14 protein-coding genes are annotated in these 19,742 nt (G+C 73.4%); 13 read left to right on the forward strand and 1 reads right to left on the reverse strand.

The genetic code is table 11. The features are described 5' to 3' along the window. The first annotated feature begins 25 nt into the window (after nt 1-25). The 3 genes from H181DRAFT_RS11285 to H181DRAFT_RS11295 all read left to right on the forward strand — a co-directional run bounded on the left by H181DRAFT_RS11285 (nt 26) and on the right by H181DRAFT_RS11295 (nt 4,090). Nucleotides 26-2,266, forward strand: a complete 2,241-nt coding sequence (locus H181DRAFT_RS11285) for an MMPL family transporter (protein WP_045864205.1) — start codon at nt 26-28, stop codon at nt 2,264-2,266. A gap of 108 nt (nt 2,267-2,374) precedes the next feature. Then, on the forward strand, nt 2,375-3,613 hold the full coding sequence (locus tag H181DRAFT_RS11290; RefSeq protein ID WP_045864206.1) for a cytochrome P450: 1,239 nt from the start codon (nt 2,375-2,377) through the stop codon (nt 3,611-3,613). 54 nt (nt 3,614-3,667) lie between these two features. Beyond that, on the forward strand, nt 3,668-4,090 hold the full coding sequence (locus H181DRAFT_RS11295) for a DUF4260 family protein (RefSeq protein WP_045864207.1): 423 nt from the start codon (nt 3,668-3,670) through the stop codon (nt 4,088-4,090). 115 nt (nt 4,091-4,205) lie between these two features. On the opposite strand, the gene H181DRAFT_RS11300 is transcribed toward H181DRAFT_RS11295, so the two are convergent. Further along, complete coding sequence (locus H181DRAFT_RS11300) at nt 4,206-5,465, reverse strand: FAD-dependent oxidoreductase (protein ID WP_045864208.1); 1,260 nt, start codon at nt 5,463-5,465, stop codon at nt 4,206-4,208. Nucleotides 5,466-5,667: 202 nt separating this feature from the next. On the opposite strand from H181DRAFT_RS11300, the gene H181DRAFT_RS11305 reads away from it, so the two are divergent. From H181DRAFT_RS11305 to H181DRAFT_RS11350, 10 genes are all read left to right on the forward strand, one after another. Then, the gene (locus H181DRAFT_RS11305) at nt 5,668-7,605 is read left to right on the forward strand and encodes an HAD-IIIC family phosphatase (RefSeq protein ID WP_045864209.1); all 1,938 of its coding nucleotides are present in this window, start codon (nt 5,668-5,670) and stop codon (nt 7,603-7,605) included. A 181-nt stretch (nt 7,606-7,786) separates the two neighbouring features. Next, nucleotides 7,787-9,583 (forward strand): fatty acyl-AMP ligase, encoded by a 1,797-nt coding sequence (locus H181DRAFT_RS11310; RefSeq protein WP_045864210.1) that lies wholly within the window; start codon nt 7,787-7,789, stop codon nt 9,581-9,583. A gap of 1 nt (nt 9,584) precedes the next feature. Continuing rightward, complete coding sequence (locus tag H181DRAFT_RS29400) at nt 9,585-11,393, forward strand: acyl-CoA dehydrogenase family protein (protein ID WP_078895686.1); 1,809 nt, start codon at nt 9,585-9,587, stop codon at nt 11,391-11,393. Between the two features lie 9 nt (nt 11,394-11,402). After that, nucleotides 11,403-13,214: an acyl-CoA dehydrogenase family protein gene (locus tag H181DRAFT_RS29405; RefSeq protein ID WP_078895664.1), complete on the forward strand. Its 1,812-nt coding sequence runs from the start codon at nt 11,403-11,405 to the stop codon at nt 13,212-13,214. A gap of 98 nt (nt 13,215-13,312) precedes the next feature. Then, nucleotides 13,313-13,591 carry an acyl carrier protein gene (locus H181DRAFT_RS11325; RefSeq protein ID WP_045864211.1) on the forward strand — a complete coding sequence of 93 codons (279 nt, stop codon included), beginning with the start codon at nt 13,313-13,315 and terminating at the stop codon, nt 13,589-13,591. Further along, complete coding sequence (locus H181DRAFT_RS11330; RefSeq protein WP_074467812.1) at nt 13,591-16,692, forward strand: type I polyketide synthase; 3,102 nt, start codon at nt 13,591-13,593, stop codon at nt 16,690-16,692. Before H181DRAFT_RS11325 ends, H181DRAFT_RS11330 begins: the two co-directional genes overlap by 1 nt. Next, nucleotides 16,689-17,756, forward strand: coding sequence for a 3-oxoacyl-ACP synthase III family protein (locus H181DRAFT_RS11335; protein WP_045864212.1), 1,068 nt, complete (start codon nt 16,689-16,691; stop codon nt 17,754-17,756). The genes H181DRAFT_RS11330 and H181DRAFT_RS11335 overlap by 4 nt, the downstream gene beginning before the upstream one ends. Further along, nucleotides 17,753-18,001 (forward strand): acyl carrier protein, encoded by a 249-nt coding sequence (locus H181DRAFT_RS11340; RefSeq protein ID WP_045864213.1) that lies wholly within the window; start codon nt 17,753-17,755, stop codon nt 17,999-18,001. Before H181DRAFT_RS11335 ends, H181DRAFT_RS11340 begins: the two co-directional genes overlap by 4 nt. Next, nucleotides 17,998-18,873, forward strand: a complete 876-nt coding sequence (locus H181DRAFT_RS11345; protein ID WP_254666792.1) for a 2-oxo acid dehydrogenase subunit E2 — start codon at nt 17,998-18,000, stop codon at nt 18,871-18,873. The genes H181DRAFT_RS11340 and H181DRAFT_RS11345 overlap by 4 nt, the downstream gene beginning before the upstream one ends. After that, nucleotides 18,800-19,681, forward strand: a complete 882-nt coding sequence (locus tag H181DRAFT_RS11350; RefSeq protein WP_045864215.1) for a 4'-phosphopantetheinyl transferase family protein — start codon at nt 18,800-18,802, stop codon at nt 19,679-19,681. The genes H181DRAFT_RS11345 and H181DRAFT_RS11350 overlap by 74 nt, the downstream gene beginning before the upstream one ends. Nucleotides 19,682-19,742: the final 61 nt, after the last annotated feature.

A 19,742-nucleotide genomic window follows, 5' to 3' on the forward strand; every position in this document is an offset into this window, starting at 1 on the left:
GCAACGACGGAAGGTGTGACTCTCCATGTTCTCTGCCCTGGGCTCCGCGCTGCACGCGCGACGGCGCGTCAGTCTGCTGCTGGCGGTGCTGGCCGCGATCGTGGCCGGCTACTTCGGCGGCAGCGTGGAGAGCAGGCTGACCAACGGCCTCTCGGACTACGACGATCCGCACGGACCCAACGTCGCCGCCCGCGAAGTCATCGAGTCGGCCACCGGCGTCGACGCCCAGCAGGGTTACGCCGTCCTCGTCCGCACGGGCACGCGGCTCGACGCCGGGGACGCCGCTCCCCGTGAAGTGACCGCCGCCGCACGGATGCTGCGCGAGCGGCCCGAGGTGAAGAGGGTCGTCGACTTCTCCACCGCCGGCGACGCCGCGCTGATCTCCGAGGACGGGCGCAGCACCGTCGTCATGGGGGCGGTGCGCCCCATGACGGACGCCGCGACCATCGACGCGGAGAAGAAGCTGCAGCAGGCGATCGAGGACGATCCCGCACTGCGCGGCAAGGCGTGGCTGGGCGGCCCCACCCCCGGCCACGTACAGGTCGCGGAGGTCTCCAACGAGGACCTCGCGACGGCCGAGGGCCTCGCCTTCCCCGTCATCCTCGTACTGCTCTTCCTCGTCTTCCGCGGCGTCGTCGCCGCCCTCGTGCCGCTGATCGGCTCCGTGGTGTCGCTGCTGCTGACGTTCGCCGGCCTCCGGCTGGCCACCGGCTTCATGGACGTCTCGACGGGCGCGCTCAGCCTCGCCTTCGCCCTCGGACTGGGCCTCTCCGTCGACTTCGGGCTGCTGATCGTCTCCCGCTACCGCGAGGAGATCGCCCAGGACGGGCCGGGCGCGGAGGCACTGCGCCGGACCGTCGCCACGGCAGGACGCACGGTGCTCTTCAGCGCTCTCACCGTCGCCGCCGCGCTCGCAGCGCTGATGGTCTTCCCCCAGCCCTACCTGCGTTCGATGGGCCTGGCCGGCGTCGTCACGGTGATCTCCGCCGCGGCGTTCGCGCTGCTGGGGCTGCCCGCGCTGCTCGCGGTGCTCGGGAGCCGGATCAACTCCCTCGCGCCCCGCCGCTGGCAGCGCGCCGCCGGAGCGGGCGAGGCGGCCGGCGACCGCTGGCACCGCATCGCCTGCGCGGTGATGCGCCGCCCCGCGGTCCTCGCCGTCGTCGCGACGGCGGTGCTGCTGGCGATCGCCTCCCCGGTGGCCGGGGCGCGGTTCACCGGCGCCGACGCCGGCATGCTCCCGGCGGGCACCAGCGCCGGCCACACGGCGCAGGTACTGGAGCGGGACTTCGAGGAGCCCGCCACGTCCCCGCTGCAGATCGTGCTGGACACGCCGCGCGGCGGAGCCGAACTCGCCGCCTACCGCGCCGAGATCGCGGACGTGCCCGGCGTACGCGACGTGGGCAGGCCCTTCCGGCTCGACGGCGGGCACTGGGAGATCGACGCCGTGCTCGCGGGCGCCCCCCTCGGCAACTCCGCCCAGGACGCCGCCCGCGCCGTGCAGGCCCTGGACGCTCCCCACCAGGCCCGCTACACCGGCCTGACCGCCGACCTCGTCGCCCAGCAGGACTCCATCACCGACCGGCTGCCCCTGGCCGCCGGAGTGCTGTCCCTGGTGACGCTCCTCCTGCTGTTCGCCTTCTCCGGCTCCGTCCTGCTGCCTCTCACGGCGCTGCTGATGAACCTCCTCTCCACCGGCGCGGCCCTCGGCTTCCTGGTGTGGGTCTTCCAGGGCGGGAACCTCGGCTTCACCGCGCAGAGCGGCATCGAGACCACCACGCCGGTGCTCGTCTTCGCCCTCGCGTTCGGGCTCTCCACGGACTACAACGTCTTCCTCCTGGGACGGATCCGCGAGGCGAGGGCGTCGGGCCTCGACGACCGCGCGGCGGTGGCCGAAGGTCTCGCCCGTACGGGCCCGATCGTCACTTCCGCGGCGCTGCTGTTCTGCGTCGCCGTCGGCGCGCTCGCGCTGGGCCGCCTGGTCCTGGTCCAGGAACTTGGCCTGGGCACGGCCTTCGCGGTGCTGATCGACGCGACCCTCGTACGCGCCCTGCTGGTGCCGTCGCTGATGGCGCTGCTGGGCCGCACCAACTGGTGGGCGCCCGCTCCACTGCGCAGCCTCCATCGGGCACTGCGCCTGGACCGGATGGAGCCGCCGGGGCGGCCACCGTCGGCGGGGGAGGTCACTCGCGCCGGCGGTGCCGCCGATCCCCCCGCGTCCGGGCACAGCTCCCGGCCGGAGAAGTCACCGGCAGGAACGTCCGTCTGACCGCGGACCCCGCGAGGGGCGAACCGGCGCCCGCGCCGGGAACGGCCGCCCCGCCGCCCTGCTCTTCCCGCCCGCCATCACCCACGACCCCGCCTCAGGAGAAGCCCCATGGCGACCGAGACCAGCACCGGAACCGGCGACGGCAGCAGCGCCGAACCCGAGTACACCTACCCCTTCCACCGCCCTTCCGCCGTCGAAGTGCCGCCGGTGTACGAGGAGTTGCGGGCCAAGTGCCCCGTGGCGCACGTGCGGCTGCCCAGCGGCGACGACGGCTACGTCGTCTCCCGCTACGACGACGTGCGGACCGTCCTGTCGGACCTGCGCTTCAGCCGGGCCGCGACCGTGGAACCGGGTGCGCCGCAGCTGTCCAAGACGCCGCCGCTCGCCGGCGGCCTGTTCACCATGGACCCGCCGGAGCACACGCGGCTGCGCAAGCTCGTCTCGCGGGAGTTCACCGCCCGCCGCGTGCACAATCTGCGTCCGCGCATCCAGGAGCTCACCGACGACCTGCTGGAGAAGATGGAGAAGCTCTCCCCGCCGGCGGACCTCAACACCGAACTGGCCTTCCCCCTGCCGGTGATGGTGATCTGCGAGCTGCTGGGCGTGCCCTTCGAGGACCGCGACCGCTTCCGGGCGTGGTCCGACGCGTTCGTCTCGCTCACCTCGCACACCCCCGAGGAGTCCCTGGCGCAGCGCAAGTCCATGGTCGAGTACCTGGCCGCGCTGGTGCAGCGCAAGCGCGAGGAGCCGACCGACGACCTGCTCGGGGCGCTGGTCTCCGCGCACGACGAGCAGGGCAGCCTCAGCGAGCACGAGCTGATCACCATGGGCATCACGCTGCTCGTGGCCGGCCACGAGACCACCGTCAGCATGATCGGCACGTGCGTGCTGACGCTGCTGCGCCACCCGGAGCACCTGGACGCGCTGCGGGAGAGCCCGGAGAAGATGGAGCACGCGGTGGAGGAGCTGCTGCGGATGAACCCCATCGGCGACGGCGGTCCCCTGCGGGTCACCCTGGAGGACGTCGAACTGGGGGGCACCGTCATCCCGAAGGGCAGCGCGGTCCTCGCGGCCATCTGCTCCGCCAACCGCGACCCCGAGCAGTTCACCGACGGCCCCGCCGACGAGTTCGACCCCGCCCGGCCCTCCGCGACGAGCCACGTGGCGCTGGGACACGGCGCGCACTTCTGCCTCGGGGCCGCCCTGGCGCGGGCCGAACTCCAGATCGTGCTCTCGTCGTTGCTCCGTCGCTTCCCGCGCCTGCGTCTTGCCGGGGACGTCGCGGATCTGCGCATGTCCACGGGGATGATGGTGCACGGGCTGACGAAGCTGCCCGTCACCTGGTGACCACCGCGGCATCCGTGAACGGCCCCCGTCCCGCCTGGAGTTGAGGAGAGAACCGTGACGAGCAGCGAATCCGGGAGCGGCGCCGCGGAGCGTCCCGTCGCCTGGCCGGCCCGGCTTGCCTGGGCGGCGCTCGGCGCCTTCCTGCTGTTCTGGGCGGTGTTCGAGGCGGTCAAGCACGGCGGATGGACCATCCCGATGGCCGTGCTGGGAGTCCTCGTGCCCGACCTGTCGTTCCTTCTGGGGGCGGGGAGCGGGCCGCGTGAACCCGGCCGGATGCCGGCCCGCATGGTCGGCGTCTACAACCTGCTGCACCGGCCGCTGATCCCGGTGGTGGCGCTGGTGGCCCTGTCGTTCGCGCCCACCGCGAACACGACCATCGCCGCGCCCTTCACCTTCGCGCTGGCCTGGCTCGGCCACATCTGCGTCGACCGCGTCCTCGGCTACGGGCTGCGTACTCCGGACGGACGGCCCCGCTGACGGCGCAGGCCGGCCCCTCCCCCCTGCCGGCCTGTGCTCCACTCCGGGTGGAACACCGAACGGCCCAGGACACTCGGGGGTCCTGGGCCGTGACGTGCGCGGCGGGCGCCGTGCCTCACTGCCGCGGCCGCGCCGCCGAACCTGACTGCCGGCGGGCGACGTGCGGGCCCGGCTCCTGGAGCTGGAAGTAGGCCTGGGCCAGCACCCGCTGGGTGAGCGCCCTGCTGCGCCCCACCAGGCGGTAGAGAGTCCGCCGGAACAGGGCGCCGAGCGGCCCGTGCAGCGCGAACAGCCGCTCCTGGCGCAGCTGGAGGCCCCGCGACCCCGCCACCGACGCCTCACGCAGCTGCTGGAACTGCTCGCCCGCGCGCAGCAGCCGGTCCGCGCCGCCGCCGGCGGCCAGCGCCTCCTGCACCAGGGGCGCCAGTGCCACCGCGTCGATGATGGCGTGGTTGACGCCCTGGCCCAGGATGGGCGTCAGGGTGTGGGCGGCGTCGCCGACGAGTGTCAGCCCCGGCGCGGACCACTTGGGGACGACGGTGGTGAAGATGTCCAGCATCGAGGTGTCCGACCAGCTGCGCACCTCCTGGCGGACGGCCTCCGAGAGCTCCGGGGCCAGCCGGTCCAGACGTTCGTAGAGAGCGGTCAGCCCCTGCGAACGCAGCTCCTTCAGGCCGCCCTTGGGGATGTTGAACCCGACGCGGACGCTGTCCGGCTGTGTCGGCAGGAACAGCGCGTGCTGGTCGCCGCGGATGCGGATGCGGTACGTCCTGTCGTCCCATTCGGCCGGGAAGGGCAGCTTCAGCCAGATCACGTCCCGCTCCAGCGGCACCCTGGTGCACGGCAGGCCGGCCATCTCCCGCACCTTGCTGAACCGGCCGTCGGCGGCGACGGTGAGGGCCGCGTCCACGGTCACCACACCGTCGGGCGTACGCGCCTCCACGCCGGTGACGGTGCCGTCGGCGTCGCGTACGAGGCCGATCGCGGTCGCCCGGCGCAGAAGCGTGAACTCCTCGTGCTGTTCGCCGACTTCGGCCAGCGCCGAGAGCAGGGCGGGCTGCGGCATCTCCACCGGATACGGATGGGGGTAGGTGAAGTCGGCGAAGTCGGCCCGCAGCACCGTGCTTCCGGCGTCCTCGATCTCCATGTGGTGCATCTGCTGGTACTCGCCGTCGAGGCGCTCCAGCAGCCCCAGCCGGTCCAGCAGCCAGACGGAGTCGGGCGAGACCGACTCGCCGCGGAAGGACCGGTCGAAGTGCCTGCTCTGCTCCAGCACCACGACGGAGACCGAACGCTTGGCGAGTTCCACGGCGAGTGTCAGTCCGGCCGGGCCGCCTCCCACGACGCATACCTGTGCGGTCAGCTCTGTTGTCATCTCCGTGCTGCCTTTCAGGAAGGGGGTCGGCCGATGCTCCGGCCCCTCCCTAAAGGAGTGCTTGCAGGACGGGAGCGGGCGAGCACAAGGCCGGCTTAAGAACGCCCGCACACACTCGGCGCGACAGCGGTACCGGACTGTGCGCGCGCCGACCAGGCGTGACAGCGGCCCGGACCGGACCAGCGACGCGGAGGATGCGGCCGTGACAGCACCAGCAGCACCGGCGGAGCACGCGGCCGCCGCGCGGAGACCGCCCCTGGAGAGGCTGCGGGAGCTGCACGCCGCGGGCAGGGTCGCCGCCGAGTACCGCTCCGTCGCCCCCCTCCTCGCCGAACTCGCCCCGGACGACGGAGCGTTCGCCGACCTGGCACGCGCCGGCAGGGTGCTCGCCAAGGTCCCCCACGAGCGGATCCGCGAGCACGACCCCGACGTGCCCTGCCTGACGGCCGCGGTCACCGGGTCCTCCACCGTCGACGCCCTCGCCACGGCCCTCACGGCTCAACTCGCCCGCCACGGCGTTGCGTTGCACTGCCTTCCCGTCGGTTCGGGGACGTGGCAGCGCGATCTGCGGGACACCGGCGGCCAGCTGTACGCCCCCGGCACCGACCTCGCCCTGTGCGTACTCGACGCCGGGATCGTCTTCGGCGAACTCCCCGCCCGCTGGGGCGTGGAGGACGTACGGGCCGCGGCCGCCGCCAAGCTCGAACTGCTCGACGGGCTGGCCGGGCGATGGGCGGGACACGCGCCGGGCACGCTCGTCCTCAACACGCTGCCGCTGCTGCGCCACCACACCCACCAGCTCGTGGACCTCCGTGCCCGCACCGAACTCGCCGCGTTGTGGCGGGAGTTCAACGCCGGCATCCTGCGGCTCGCACTCCGCCACGAGCGCGTGCACGTCATTGACACGGAGGTCCTGGCCGCGGAGGGCGGACCCGTACGCGACCCCCGGCTCGCGGCCTACGCCAAGGTCCACCTCGGGGAGGAGCTGCTGGCCCGCTACGCCCGCGAAGCGGGCCACTACGCCCGTACGCTGCTGGGCCGTACCCGGAAAGTGCTGGTCGTCGACCTCGACAACACGCTGTGGGACGGAGTGCTCGGCGACGACGGCGCAGAGGGCATCGCCGTCGCGTCGACCTACCGCGGCGAGGCGTTCGGCGCGTTCCAGCGGACCGTCCGGCAGCTCGGCTCCCAGGGAGTGCTGCTCGCGGCGTGCAGCAAGAACGACAGCGGCCCCGTCCTCCAAGTGCTGCGGGACCACCCCGACATGGTGCTGCGCGAGGAGGACTTCGTCGAAGTCGTCGCCGACTGGGAGCCCAAGGACGGGAATCTGAAGGCGATCGCCAAACGTCTCAACCTCGGCGTCGACAGCTTCGTGTTCGCCGACGACTCGCCCTTCGAATGCGGCCTCGTCGCCTCCTCGCTCCCGGAGGTCGCGGTCGTGCGGCTCAACGAGGAGCCGGCGCTGCACATCGAACGCCTCCTCGCGGACGGCTGGTTCGACGTGCTGGAGCTGACCGCGGAGGACCGGCGGCGCACCGCCCAGTACCGCTCGGACGCCGAGCGGCGCACGCTCCTCGACAGCGCCGGATCGATGGAGGACTACCTGCGTGACCTGGACGTGCGGGTCGCCGTATCGCCGGCCTCGGGAAACGAACTCGACCGCGTCTCCCAGATGACCCTGCGCACCAACCAGTTCAACATGACGACGCAGCGCCTCCAGCCGGACGCCGTCCGGGAGCTGGCAGCAGACCCGGAACGGATGGTCCTCGCCGTCCGCTCCCGGGACCGCTTCGGGGACAACGGCGTCGTGGGCGCCCTGCTGGTCTCCCGGAGCGGGGGCGTACTGCACCTGGACAACATGCTGCTCAGCTGCCGCGTCTTCGCCCGCGGCATCGAACAGGCGGCGCTGGGCGCCTTGCTGGACCACGCGCAGCGGAGCGGCCTGGGCGAGGTGCGCGCGCGGTACGTGCGGACGGCCAAGAACCACCGCGTGCGGGGCTTCTACCCCTCGATGGGATTCTCGGCGGTCCAGGAGTCCGGGACGGAGGTCCGCTTCCGCCACGGCCTGGGCGAACTGCCCCCGCTCCCGGGCCACGTGACGCTCACGGCGTCGTTCGCGGAGGAGAGCGAAGGGAGCTGAGCCGGATGCCGCCGCGGCGCGTCCCCGGCGGCGACCCGGCCGTGACGCGCCCCGTCCGGCGCCGTCCCGCGCATCGGGAGGCAAGGGCACAAGCCTCCCCTTAGCGCCGCAAAGAACGATCAACCACCCGCACACCCCTCGCCGGCGCTCAGCCAGCGGATCTCGGAGAGGCCAGGGAACGATGCCGACAACCTTCCGCACCTTCACGGAACTGGTCCTGGAGCGCACAGCCGCGCACAGCGCCAAGGACGCCTTCGTCTTCCTTCCGGACGGCACGGGCGGTTCGGGCCCGGAGCACCTCACGTACGCGCGGCTGGACGACGAGGCCCGCCGCACCGCGGCCTGGCTGCAGGAGCACGGCGCGTCCGGCCGCCAGGTGCTGCTGCTCTACCCGACGGGAACCGCCTTCATCAAGGCGTTCACGGGCTGCCTCTACGCGGGCTCCGTCGCCGTGCCGGCGCCGCTGCCGACGGAACAGGGCCAGCACTTCAGCCGCGTCTCGGGCATCCTGCGGGACTCCGAGGCCCGCGCCGTCCTCACCGACTCCGCCAACGCCCCCGCCATCAGCGAGTGGCTGGCGGCCGAGGGCATGACCGACGTGCTGTGCCTGGCCACCGACTCCGGTGACTTCGCCGACCCGGCCGCCTACAAGGAGCCGGGCATCGACCCCGAGAGCCTGGCCTTCCTGCAGTACACCTCCGGGTCGACCAGCGACCCCAAGGGCGTGATGGTCTCCCACCGCAACCTGCTGGCGAACGAGGAGACCATCCACCGCGTGGTCCGCACCCGCAGCGGCTCCTCGATCGGCGGATGGCTGCCCTTCTACCACGACATGGGCCTGATCGGGCACATCCTCCAGCCCCTCTACATGGGCGCCCGCGGTGTGCTGATGTCCCCCGTCTCGTTCCTCAAGCGGCCGCACCGGTGGCTGGAGATGATCAGCGACCACGGGATCGAGATCGGCGGCGGCCCCAACTTCGCGTACGAGCTGTGCCTGCGGCGCGTCAGCGACGAGCAGCTCGCCGGCCTCGACCTGAGCCGCTGGGAGTCCGCGGTCAACGGCGCGGAACCCATCCGGGCCGAGACCGTACGGGCCTTCACGGAGCGCTTCGCACCGGCCGGCTTCCGGCCCGAGGCGTTCTTCCCCTGCTACGGCATGGCGGAGGCGACGCTGCTCGTCTCCGGTGCGCCCCGCGGAACCCGGCCGGTGCTGCGCGACGTCGACGCGGCGGGACTCGAAGGCGGCGAACTCGCCCCCGTCCAGGCCGGAGAGGCCTCCCGCACCCTCGTGAGCAGCGGCGCCTGCGACCACTTCGAGCTGCGGATCGTCGACCCGGAGACGAGGCGGGAGCGCCCCGGCGGAAGCGTCGGCGAGATCTGGCTCAAGGGCGAGAGCGTCGCGACGGGCTACTGGAAGAACCCCGAGGCGAACAAGGAGATCTTCGACGCCGTCATCGAGGGCGGCGCCCCCGGAGGCGACGGCCCGGACGGCGGCGGGTGGCTCCGCACCGGCGACCTCGGAGCGGTCGACGGCGGCGAACTGTACGTCACGGGACGCCTCAAGGAGCTGATCATCTTCTCCGGGCGGAACCTCTACCCGCAGGACGTCGAACGCGTCGCGCAGGCGGGGGAGAAGGCGCTCAACGCCGGCTCCGGCGCCGTGTTCTCCGTCGAGAGCGACCGCGAGCACCTCGTCGTCGTGCAGGAGGTCCGCCCGAGCGCGCTGAGCGTGGACCTGCCCACCGTGGCGGGCGGGATCCAGCGGCGCGTCAGCAGGGAGTTCAACGTGCCCGCGGGCAACGTCGTGCTCGTACGTCCCGGAACCGTCCGCAAGACCACCAGCGGCAAGATCCAGCGCACCCTGATGCGCAAGCTCTTCCTGGAGGGCGCTCTGACGCCGCTGCACGAGGTGCTGGAACCGGTCGTCCGTGAGCTGGCCGCCCGTGCCGCGGACCGTTCCCCGGCGCCGGTGGTCTGACATGGAGCACCCGCCGTACCGGCTTGCGGAGGAGCTGGACCGGTTCCTGGGCGACCCCCGGGAACCGGCCGGAGACTTCTCCTACGCCCGCTGCGTGGAACTCGACGAGAAGGAGGAGTTCCCCGCGGACATCTGCCGCCGCCTCGACGAATGGGGCCTGCCCGGCTACTACGTGCCGCAGCGGCACGGCGGCCGGCTCGGCGACTACGAGCAACTCCTCCAGATCATGCGCGGCGTCGCCAGACGCGACCTGACGGTCGCCGTCGGGCACGGCAAGACCTACCTCGGCGCGGTCTGCGTCTGGGTCGCGGGCACGGACGGGCAGGCCCGCCGCCTCGCCGCCGACGTGACGGCCGGGGTCGCCGTCTCCCTCGCCCTGACCGAACGGGCACACGGCAGCGACCTGCTGGCCGGCGAGGTGACGGGGCTGCCCGAAGCACCGCCGGGAGACGGATGGAGCGTCACCGGCGAGAAGTGGCTCATCAACAACGCCACCCGCGGCTCCATGCTCTCGCTCCTCACCCGCACCGACCCGGACGGCGGGCCCCGCGGATTCAGCGTGCTCCTCGTCGACAAGCGCCGCCTGGACGAGGGCGGTTACCGCCATCTGCCGAAGGTCCGCACGCACGGCATCCGCGGCGCCGACATCTCCGGCATCGTCCTCGACGGTGCGCGGGTGCCGCGCGAGGCGCTGGTCGGAGCCGAGGGCGGCGGCATCGAGACGGTGCTGAAGGCGCTTCAGCTGACGCGGACGATGTGCGCCGCGCTCTCCCTCGGGTCCGCGGACCACGCGCTGCGCCTCGCCCTGGACTTCGTCGAGGAACGCGAACTGTACGGCCGGCGGCTCGTGCACCTGCCGCAGGCACGGCAGGTGCTGGCGGAGGCCGCGGCGGACGTGCTGACGCACGAGGCGCTGGCGGTGGTGGCCTCGCGGGCGGTGCACACGCAGACAGCGGAGATGAGCCTGACCTCCGCGGTCACGAAGTACCTGCTCCCCAGCGGCACCGAGGACGTCTTCGCCGCCGTCACCAGGCTGCTCGGCGCCCGCGCCTTCCTCAAGGACGTGTACGCGCAGGGCATGTTCCAGAAGGCGGAGCGCGACCACCGCATCGTCGGCCTCTTCGACGGCAACACGCTGGTGAACCTCAACTCCCTCGTCAGCCAGTTCCGTTCGCTCGCCCGCGGCTTCGAGCGGGGCACCGGCGACGCCGAGGGCGCCAGAGCCGCCTTCGACCTCTCGACGCCGCTGCCCGAGATGGACCCGGCCGCGCTCTCGCTCGTCGCCCGCCGCGGCAGCGGCGTCCTCGCCACCCTCGGCGAGTCGGTGCGGGAGCTGCGGCGGCGGTCCGTACGGGCCCCCGCCCTGGGTGAGGCCGCACGCGCGGCGGAACGGCTGCTGTCCGTAGCCACCCGCCTGCATGCCGAGATGGCCGCCCAGCCGCTCGCGGTCGGCGACGTGCCTCCCGCGTCGTTCGAGACGGCCCGCCGCTACACGCTGTGCTACGCGGCAGCCGCGTGCCTGGGTCTCTACACGCACAATGCGCCGGGGACGCAGGCGTCCGGCACCGCCCCGCACCCGCTGTGGCAGGACGGACTGTGGCTGCGCACCGCGCTGGACCGGCTGCTGGTGCGGCTCGGCGAGCCCGGCTGCGACGACCCCGCCGCCTACGACGACCTGCTGGAGCGGATGCGTGAACTGCGCCGCTCGGGCGAGCTGTTCGCGCTCTTCCCGCAACGCCTGCCCGCACCGGCCCGTACACCGGCCGACGGCTCGGGCCGGCCCGCGGCCGAGCCCACCCCAGGAAGCTGAGAGGACGCCATGCCGACCGGTACCGAGGCCGCGGGGCGGCCGCCGCAGGCCCCCGCGCGAGAGGGCCACGCCGAGCACGGGGCCCACGGCGAGTCCGCCGTGCCCGCCGGGCAGGAGGCGCGTGCCGCGGCCCGCGTCGCCGTGCTGGAGGAAGCCTTCGGCGACCCCACCGACGAGCGCAACGAGGTCTCCTACGCACGCCTCCTGGAGGCCGACGAGGCCGGCGAGCTGTCCGAGCCGGGCGAACGCGTCCTCGACGAGGTGATGCTCAACGCCGACTTCGTGCCGCACGGGCAGGGCGGACGCCTGGAGCGGATCGACCACCTGGTGCGGGTGCTCCGGCCCGTCTTCCGCCGCGACGTCGCGCTCGGGCTCGGCTACGGCGTCACCTCCTTCATGGCCGCCGTCAACGTGTGGGCCGCAGGGGACGGCGACCAGCGCCGCCGCATGGCACGGCTGCTGCTCGAAGGCGGCAAGGTCTCCGTCGCGTACCACGAACTCGCCCACGGCAACGACTTCGTGCGCAACGAGTTCGCCGCACGGCCCGCCACCGGCGGCGGGTACCTGCTCCGCGGCTCGAAACAGGTCATCAACAACGCCGGGCGCGCCCGCGCCTGGGTGCTCTTCGGCCGCACCGACCCGGCGCCCGGCAGCCGCAGCCACTCCGTGCTCTTCACCGGACGCGACTCCTGCGACCCGGACAGGTACCGGGTGCTTCCCCGCTACGACAGCGTCGGCGTACGCGGCTGCCACCTGTCGGGACTCGAGTTCGACGACTGCCACGTGCCCTCCTCCGACCTCGTCGGAGAGGCCGGCAAGGGAGTCGAAGTCGCCCTGCGCGCCTTCCAGATCACCCGCACCGCCATGCCGGGGATGGCGCTGGGCGCCGCCGACACGGCGCTGCGCACCGTCGTGCGGTTCGCCGCCGGCCGCCGGCTCTACCGCCGCACCGTCCTGGAGATCCCGCACGCCAGGGCCGCACTCGCCGGCGCCTTCACCGACCTGCTCGTGTGCGACAGCCTCTCGCTGGCCGCTGCCCGCGCGGTGCACCTGCTGCCCGCGGAGACGAGCGTCCACGCGGCCGCGGTGAAGTACCTCGTGCCGCGGATGCTGAGCGAGACCATGAACGAACTCGCCGTCGTCCTGGGGGCGCGCTACTACGTCCGCGAGGGCGAGTTCGGCATCTTCCAGAAGCACATCCGCGACCTTCCGGTGCTCAGCCTCGGGCACGCCGGATCCGCCGCCTGCCAGGCCACGATCATCCCCCAGCTGTCCCGGCTGGCCAGACGGTCCTGGTTCACCTCCCCGCCCGCCCCTCCGGAGCTGTTCGCGCTCCGCGGCGACCTGCCCGGCATCCCCTTCGACCGGCTCACCCTCACCGCGGGCGGAGACTCCCTGAGCGCGACGCTCGTCGCCGCCGTCGACGAACTGCCCGCGGGCACACCGCAAGAGCGGGCCGCTCGGGACCTCGCGCTCTGCATGGTGGGGGAGTTGAGGCAGGTCCAGGAGCACAGCCGCGCCCTGGCGGCGACGGACCGCACCGCGCTGGCCCGTCCCGCCGCCTTCGCCCTCGCCGAGCGCTACACGGTGCTGCTCGCCGCGGCCTCCGCGATCGGGGTGTGGCAACAGGCCCGCGGCGACGGCACGTTCCTCGTCGACCCGGCGTGGCTCGCCGCCGCACTCCACCGGCTCGCACGCCGGCTCGGCCGGCGGCCACCGGAGCTGCCCCCGCAGTGCGGGGAGCGCATCGACCGGGAAGTGCTGCGCCGATTCGAGCAGCAGCGCAGCTACGACCTCTACGACACCCCGCTGGCCGGCTGACGAACCGGCCCGGCACGGCCCCGCACGGGGCGCGCCGGTTCCGCGCCGCCCACGGCCGTCCGACCGCTCGACCACCGATCCCCGCCGAGGAGTTCACCATGTCCGTACCCACGACCGGACCCACCGCGCAGTCGCTGTCCGCCTGGCTCGTCGAGCGCATCGGCGGCTACCTGCACCGCCCCGTCGAGGAGATCGACCCGTCGGTGCCTCTCGCCGAGTACGGGCTCGACTCGGTGGCGGCCCTGAGCCTCTGCGGCGACATAGAGGAGGACTTCGACCTCGTCGTGGAGCCCACCGTGGCATGGGACTACCCGACGGTTGAGGCGCTGACCGGCCATCTGCTGGAGGAGTTCGCGGCCGGGCCGGGAGCGGCCTGATGGGCCCGGTAGCCGTCGTCGGCATCGACTGCCGCTTCCCCGGGGCGCCCGACACGGCCGGCTTCTGGGAGATGCTGATGCGTTCCGGCGACGGGGTCGGCCGCGTACCGCCGCAGCGCTGGGCGGCCGCCGACTTCCACTCCGCCGACGGCGCCGAGGGACGCACGAACACCACCGAGGGCGGCTTCATCACCGACCCGGACGTCTTCGACAACGAGTTCTTCACCGTCTCGCCCCGCGAGGCGGCCGCCATGGATCCGCAGCAGCGGCTGCTGCTGCACTCCGCGTGGCGCGCCGTGGAGGACTCGGGCGTCGCCCCGCACCGTCTGAAGGGCTCCGGCACCGGAGTCTTCGTCGGCATCATGAGCAACGAGTGGGCGCAGCTCCACCTGACCGACTACCCGCGCGTCACCGCCCAGGTCGGCTCCGGAAACGGCTACTGCATGACGGCCAACCGGATCTCCTACCACCTCGACCTGAAGGGCCCCAGCCTCGCCGTCGACACCGCCTGCTCCTCGTCGCTCGTCGCCACGCACCTCGCGGTCAACGCGCTGCTCGCGGGGGAGTGCGGGCAGGCCGTCGTCGGCGGCGTCAACCTCGCGCTGACGCCGGCGCTGTCGATCTTCTACACGCAGGCCGGGCTCTCCGCGCCCGACGGCCGCTGCAAACCGTTCAGTTCGCAGGCGGACGGCATCGGCCGGGGCGAGGGGGTCGGCACCGTCGTGCTGCGCAGGCTGGAGGACGCCCTCGCCGACGGGCAGCGCGTCTACGCCGTCATCCGCGGCACGGCCGTCAACCAGGACGGCCGCAGCAACGGCATCACGGCCCCCAACCGCTGGTCCCAGCAGGAGGTCGTCGCGGCCGCCTACCGCAGGGCCGGCGTCGAGCCCTCGGACGTCGCCTTCACCGAGGGACACGGCACCGGCACCGCGCTCGGCGACATGATGGAGGTCAAGGCGCTCGGCCACCACCACGCGGGGCGCACCGGCGGACCCATGGCCCTGGGGTCGGTGAAGGGCAACCTCGGGCACACGGAGGGCGCCGCCGGCGTCGCCGGCCTGATCAAGGTGGCGCTGGCCCTGCACCACAGGACGGTCCCGGCAAGCAGGTTCGCCGCGAAGGAGAGCACCGCACTGCGCCTGCGCGAACAGGGCCTGCGGCTGCTCAAGGCCCCGCTGCGCCTGCCCGCCGGGACCACCGTCGCGGGGCTCAGCAGCTTCGGCATGGGCGGCACCAACGCCCACGCCGTGCTGGAGTCGGCGCCGCCGGCGGCCCCCCGGGCGCCCGCCGCGACCGGGAAGGACACCGGGGGCGCGGGTGCGGGCGTCTTCACGCTGACCGCGCCCACCCCCGAGGCGCTGCGCCGCAACCTGCGGGTGCAGGCGGACGCCGTGACCGCCCGCAGGGTGCCGCTCGGCGCCCTGTGCTGGACCAGCAACCACGTCAAGCAGGGGCACCGGCACCGCTTCGCCGTCGCCGCGCGTGACACGCGGGAACTGTCCGGGCTGCTGCGCTCGGCGGCGGAGGACGAGGAGGTGCTGAAGAGGCACGCGGGCACCGCCGCCGGGCAGCGCATCGGCTTCCTCTTCACCGGGCAGGGCTCGCAGTACGCGGGCATGACCGCCGGCCTCCACCGGGACTCGGCGCTCTACCGTCACTTCCTCGACGAGGCGGACGCGGCGCTGCTGCCGTACACGCACACGCCGGTGCGCGAGGCGATGTTCGGCGCCGGCGGGGAGATCCACCGCACCGAGTGGACGCAGCCCGCGCTCTTCGCCGCCGGCTACGCCCTCGGCTCCACCCTCCGGGCGCTCGGTGCGCGCCCCGGGCTCGTACTGGGGCACAGCGTCGGCGAGTTCGCCGCCGCATGCCTCAGCGGCGCCCTGCCGCTGGAGGGCGCCGCCCGGCTGGTCGCGGCGCGCGGCAGGCTGATGCAGCGGCTGCCTGCGGGCGGCGGGATGCTCGCGGTGCGCGCGAGCCGCGAGTCCCTCGAGGAGCGCGTCGCCGACGAGCCCTGGGTGAGCATCGCCGTCGTCAACGGGCCGCAGGCTGTCGTCCTCTCCGGGGACTTGTCCGCGCTGGAGCAGATCGAGAAGGAGCTCGGCGCGGAGAACGTACGCACCCGCCGGCTGACGGTCTCCCACGCCTTCCACTCGCCGCTGATGCAGCCGATGGTGGAGGAGTTCGCCGAGGTCGCACGCGAAGTGGGCGGTGCCGCGCCCCGCGTCCCGTTCTACTCCACGGTGCTCGGCCGCCGCCTCCGCGACGGCGAGGCGCTGGACGCCGGCTACTGGACGTCGCACATCGCCGCGCCCGTCGCCTACGCGGACGCCGCCGCGGCGCTGCTCGCGGACGGGCCGACACATCTGGTCGAGGTCGGCCCGCAGCCCACGCTGACGTCCCTCGCCCGCCGTCTCGGCGCCGGCGCGGCGGCACCGGCCGGATTTCCGGCCGTCGCCGCGCCCGTCAAGGGCGAGGACTCCGGAGGCCGGGAACTGGCCGCCGTGCTGGCCGCGCTCTACAAGGACGGCCTCGAACCGGACTGGGACGCGGCGTACGAGCCGGGGGAGCGGCACCTGCAGCGGCTCGCGCCCTACGAGTTCTCCACCGAGCACCGCTACTGGACGGCGGCTCCCGTACGCGCGGCCGCGCCCGCCCCCGGACCGGACGGCGAAGCCGGCGCCGTCCCCGGCCGGGCGGCGCTGCCGGTGCCCGGCACCGGAGCCGAAGCGGCGGGCGCACAGGGCGTACCGCCGCCGGAGCAGGCGCCGGCAGTGGACGGCGGCGACCCGGTGGCCGGCGCGGTGCTCCGCGCGGTCGGGCAGGTGGGCGGCTACCCGCTCGCGGAACTCGGCCCCCACCAGCTGCTCTACGAGGACCTCGGCTTCGACTCCGTGATGGTCATGGAGCTCAAGCACCGCATCGAGGAGGAGCTGACGGGCGGCGACGAACTGGACATGCAGGAACTGCTGCCGAGGCTCTCCTCCGTGGGCGACCTCATCGGCTTCCTGAGCGAGCACCCGGCCGCGGCCGCGGCGGCAGGCACCAGCACCGGCCCGGCCACCGGCACGGGCCCCGGCATCGAGGAGAGGACGGCATGAACGGGACGCACCACGGCCCGGCGGACCCCGGAGGCGAGCCGGACGGCAGCAGGCAGGCGTACCTGGCCTCGGTCGGCACGGCACTGCCCGGCGACCCCGTCGACAACGCGACGCTCGCCAAGACGCTGGGCGTCAACGAGGAGTGGATCGAGCACTTCATCGGCACCAGGACCCGGCACTTCGCCCGTGACCTGGGGACCGGCGAAGTGCGCTGGTCGCTGGCCGACCTGTGCGCCCAGGCCGCGCAGCGCGCTCTCTCGGCACCGGGCTGCGACCCGGGCGACGTCGAGTTCGTCGTGCTGGGCACCGCGACGCCGGACACGCTGATGCCGGCGACGGTCAACCACGTCGCCGACCAGCTCGGTCTCGACCAGGTCCCCACCTTCCAGCTCCAGTCGGGCTGCGCCGGCGCCGTCCAGGCGCTGAGCGTCGCGCGCAGCATGATCGCGTCGGGTGAGTACCGCACCGGCCTCGTCATCGGCGGCGACGTGTGCAGCAAGCACCTCGACCTCCAGCGCGACCTGTCCGGCGCCGCCCCCGGCGATCTGGTCAACTTCGTGCTCTTCGGCGACGGAGCGGGCGCCGCCGTCCTCACCGCCGAGCCGGCCGGGCAGCGTGTCGCCGTACGCGAGGTCCTCAACAGGTTCACCGGACTGGGCCGCGAACCGGGCCAGGTCATCGAGTGGTTCGGGCTCGCCGACAGGCACGAGGACCGGCAGGCCCTCACCGAGGACTACAAGGCCATCGAGGAGTCCGTCCCGGTGATGGCCGTGGAGATCCTCTGGGAGCTGCTCGGTGAACTCGACTGGCAGCCCGAGGAGTTGGACTACCTGTTGCCGCCGCAGCTGTCGGGGCGCATGACGCGCCTCATCACCGAACGGCTGGACGTGCCCTCCGCGACGGAGATCTCCTGTGTGGCCGAGACCGGCAACAACGGGAACGCTCTGCCCTTCCTGCAGATCGAGAGGCTGCTGGAGGGGATGACGGCGGGCCAGCGGGCCCTCGCGGTCGCCGTCGAGTCCAGCAAATGGATCAAAGCCGGTTTCGCCCTGGAGAAGATATGAACACCAGCACTGCCCGCGCGTTCACCCTCGCCGACTACACACGCCTCGTCAGCGAGGAACTCGACCTGCCCGCCGAACCCGCCCAGATCACCGCGGACTTCGACGAGATCCCCGACTGGGACTCCCTCCACCTGCTCAAGCTCGTCACCGCGCTGGAGCTGGCCACCGGCCGTGCCCTGCCGGTCGGCAAGGTGCTGGAGGCGCGCAGCCTGAAGGAGATCTACGACCTGGCGGTGGCGGATTGAGCGCGCCTCCAGCCGGGGCGCCGGAGCAGGGGGACGGCGTGCGCACCGTCGTGGAGAGACGGCGCCGCCACACTTTGTACTTCCTGGAGTGGGCCGCCCGGCAGCGGCCGGTGCACCTGGACACCGAGGTCGACATGACCCGCGTACAGCAGCACCGCGCCGCCGCCCGCGAGAGCGGCGTGCGCTACTCCGTGGTGAGCTACCTCCTCCTCGCCGCGGGCCGTGCCCTGCACAGCCATCCCCGCGCCAACGCCGCGATGGCCCCGGGCTGGCCCGGTGCGCTGCGCCGTCCGCGGGTGATGCGCTTCGGCACGGTCACCGGGAAGCTCGCCCTCGACCGGGACGTCGGGGGCGAACGCGCCGTGCTGTCCGCGCTCGTACCCGGCCTGGAGAGCGCGGGACTGGAGCGGATACAGGAGCGGGTGGACCGCTACCGCGGTCAACGAGCCGCCGAGCTGGCCGAGTTCGAGGGCGTACGGAAGCTCGGGCGGCTGCCGTCCCCGCTGGGACGCGCGGCCTTCGCCGCCGCCCTGCGCGGCACGCGCCGGCGTTCCGGGCTCTTCGGCACCGTCTCCGTCAGTTCGCTCGGCCACCGTCCCGTCGACGGCTTCCACTCCGCGGGCGGCACCGCGGTGACCCTGTGCGCCGGCCAGATCGCCGAGCGCCCCGTGGTCCGTGCGGGCCGTGTCGTCCCGGCGCCCGTGATGCGTCTCGGGCTCACCTTCGACCACCGGGTGATCGACGGTGCGGAGGCCGCCGACGTGCTGAGCCACGTCCGGCTCACCCTGGAGGACTTCCATGACGGCAGCCCTGCGGAAGCCCGCGGGCCGGACGCCGGTGCGGCCTGTGCGGAGCACGGGACCGGAGGGTGACTGGACCATCCGGCTCCGGGCCGATCTGGCCGGGTACGCGCACGCCCTCGTCCACTCCCGCACCGAGGACTGGGCGGCCCCCGCACGGCAGCCGCCCCATGTCCGTGAAGCGCTCCTCCGCGCGGAACTCGGGCACCGCGACTGGGAGCGCTACCTCGGTCTGCGGGTGCCGGCGGTGCGGGAGCGGTTCGCCGCGTCCCGGCGGCTGCTGAAGGCCGCTGTCGCGGCGGCGGTCCAAGTAGCCCCGTGGGAGGTGGAGTTGGCGTACACCCCTGCGGGGCGTCCGTACCTGCCCGGCTACGACGCGGTGCACATCGCCCTCAGCCACACCGGAAGCCTCCTTCTGGCGGGACTCGCCACCTGCGGCGCGATCGGAGTGGACGCCGAACTCAGCGACCGCCCGCTCTACGGGCCGGGCCTGTGCCGGCAGTCCTGCACTCCCCACGAGGCGGGAGCCCTCCAGGCGCTGCCGCGCGGCGAGCGGGATACGGCGCTGGTGCGGCTGTGGACGCTGAAGGAGGCCTACAGCAAGGCCACGGGGCTCGGACTGGCCGCCGGATTCACCGAGTTCGGCTTCCCCGTGGACGCCGCGGGCCACGTCCCGGCCCACGTCCCCCTGTGCTGTCCCGACGGCACTCCCGCCTCCGGCTTCGCACGCGCCTGGACCTTCCGCACCTGCCTCCTCGACGGGCGCTACACGGCGGGAATCGCCGTGTGCGACGCGGGACTCGGCCCCACGAGGGACATCGCCGCGGCCACAGCGCTCGACGCCGCCGTCCTGGACGCCATGTCCCACACCGAGAGCTGAGGAACCCGGCCGCCGGGGCGAACCCCACGGCGGCCGGGCTCTTCTCATGGTCGGGGCCAGA

It is taken from the genome of Streptomyces sp. WMMB 714 (assembly GCF_900090125.1).
Lineage (GTDB): Bacteria > Actinomycetota > Actinomycetes > Streptomycetales > Streptomycetaceae > Streptomyces > Streptomyces daqingensis.

Excerpts from the sequence above, each read along its gene's own strand:
- H181DRAFT_RS11285 (WP_045864205.1), top strand. The coding sequence starts at position 26 with ATGTTCTCTGCCCTGGGCTCCGCGCTGCACGCGCGACGGCGCGTCAGT.
- H181DRAFT_RS11290 (WP_045864206.1), top strand. The coding sequence starts at position 2,375 with ATGGCGACCGAGACCAGCACCGGAACCGGCGACGGCAGCAGCGCCGAA.
- H181DRAFT_RS11300 (WP_045864208.1), bottom strand. The coding sequence starts at position 5,465 with ATGACAACAGAGCTGACCGCACAGGTATGCGTCGTGGGAGGCGGCCCG.
- H181DRAFT_RS11310 (WP_045864210.1), top strand. The coding sequence starts at position 7,787 with ATGCCGACAACCTTCCGCACCTTCACGGAACTGGTCCTGGAGCGCACA.
- H181DRAFT_RS29400 (WP_078895686.1), top strand. The coding sequence starts at position 9,585 with ATGGAGCACCCGCCGTACCGGCTTGCGGAGGAGCTGGACCGGTTCCTG.
- H181DRAFT_RS29405 (WP_078895664.1), top strand. The coding sequence starts at position 11,403 with ATGCCGACCGGTACCGAGGCCGCGGGGCGGCCGCCGCAGGCCCCCGCG.
- H181DRAFT_RS11325 (WP_045864211.1), top strand. The coding sequence starts at position 13,313 with ATGTCCGTACCCACGACCGGACCCACCGCGCAGTCGCTGTCCGCCTGG.
- H181DRAFT_RS11330 (WP_074467812.1), top strand. The coding sequence starts at position 13,591 with ATGGGCCCGGTAGCCGTCGTCGGCATCGACTGCCGCTTCCCCGGGGCG.
- H181DRAFT_RS11335 (WP_045864212.1), top strand. The coding sequence starts at position 16,689 with ATGAACGGGACGCACCACGGCCCGGCGGACCCCGGAGGCGAGCCGGAC.
- H181DRAFT_RS11340 (WP_045864213.1), top strand. The coding sequence starts at position 17,753 with ATGAACACCAGCACTGCCCGCGCGTTCACCCTCGCCGACTACACACGC.
- H181DRAFT_RS11350 (WP_045864215.1), top strand. The coding sequence starts at position 18,800 with ATGACGGCAGCCCTGCGGAAGCCCGCGGGCCGGACGCCGGTGCGGCCT.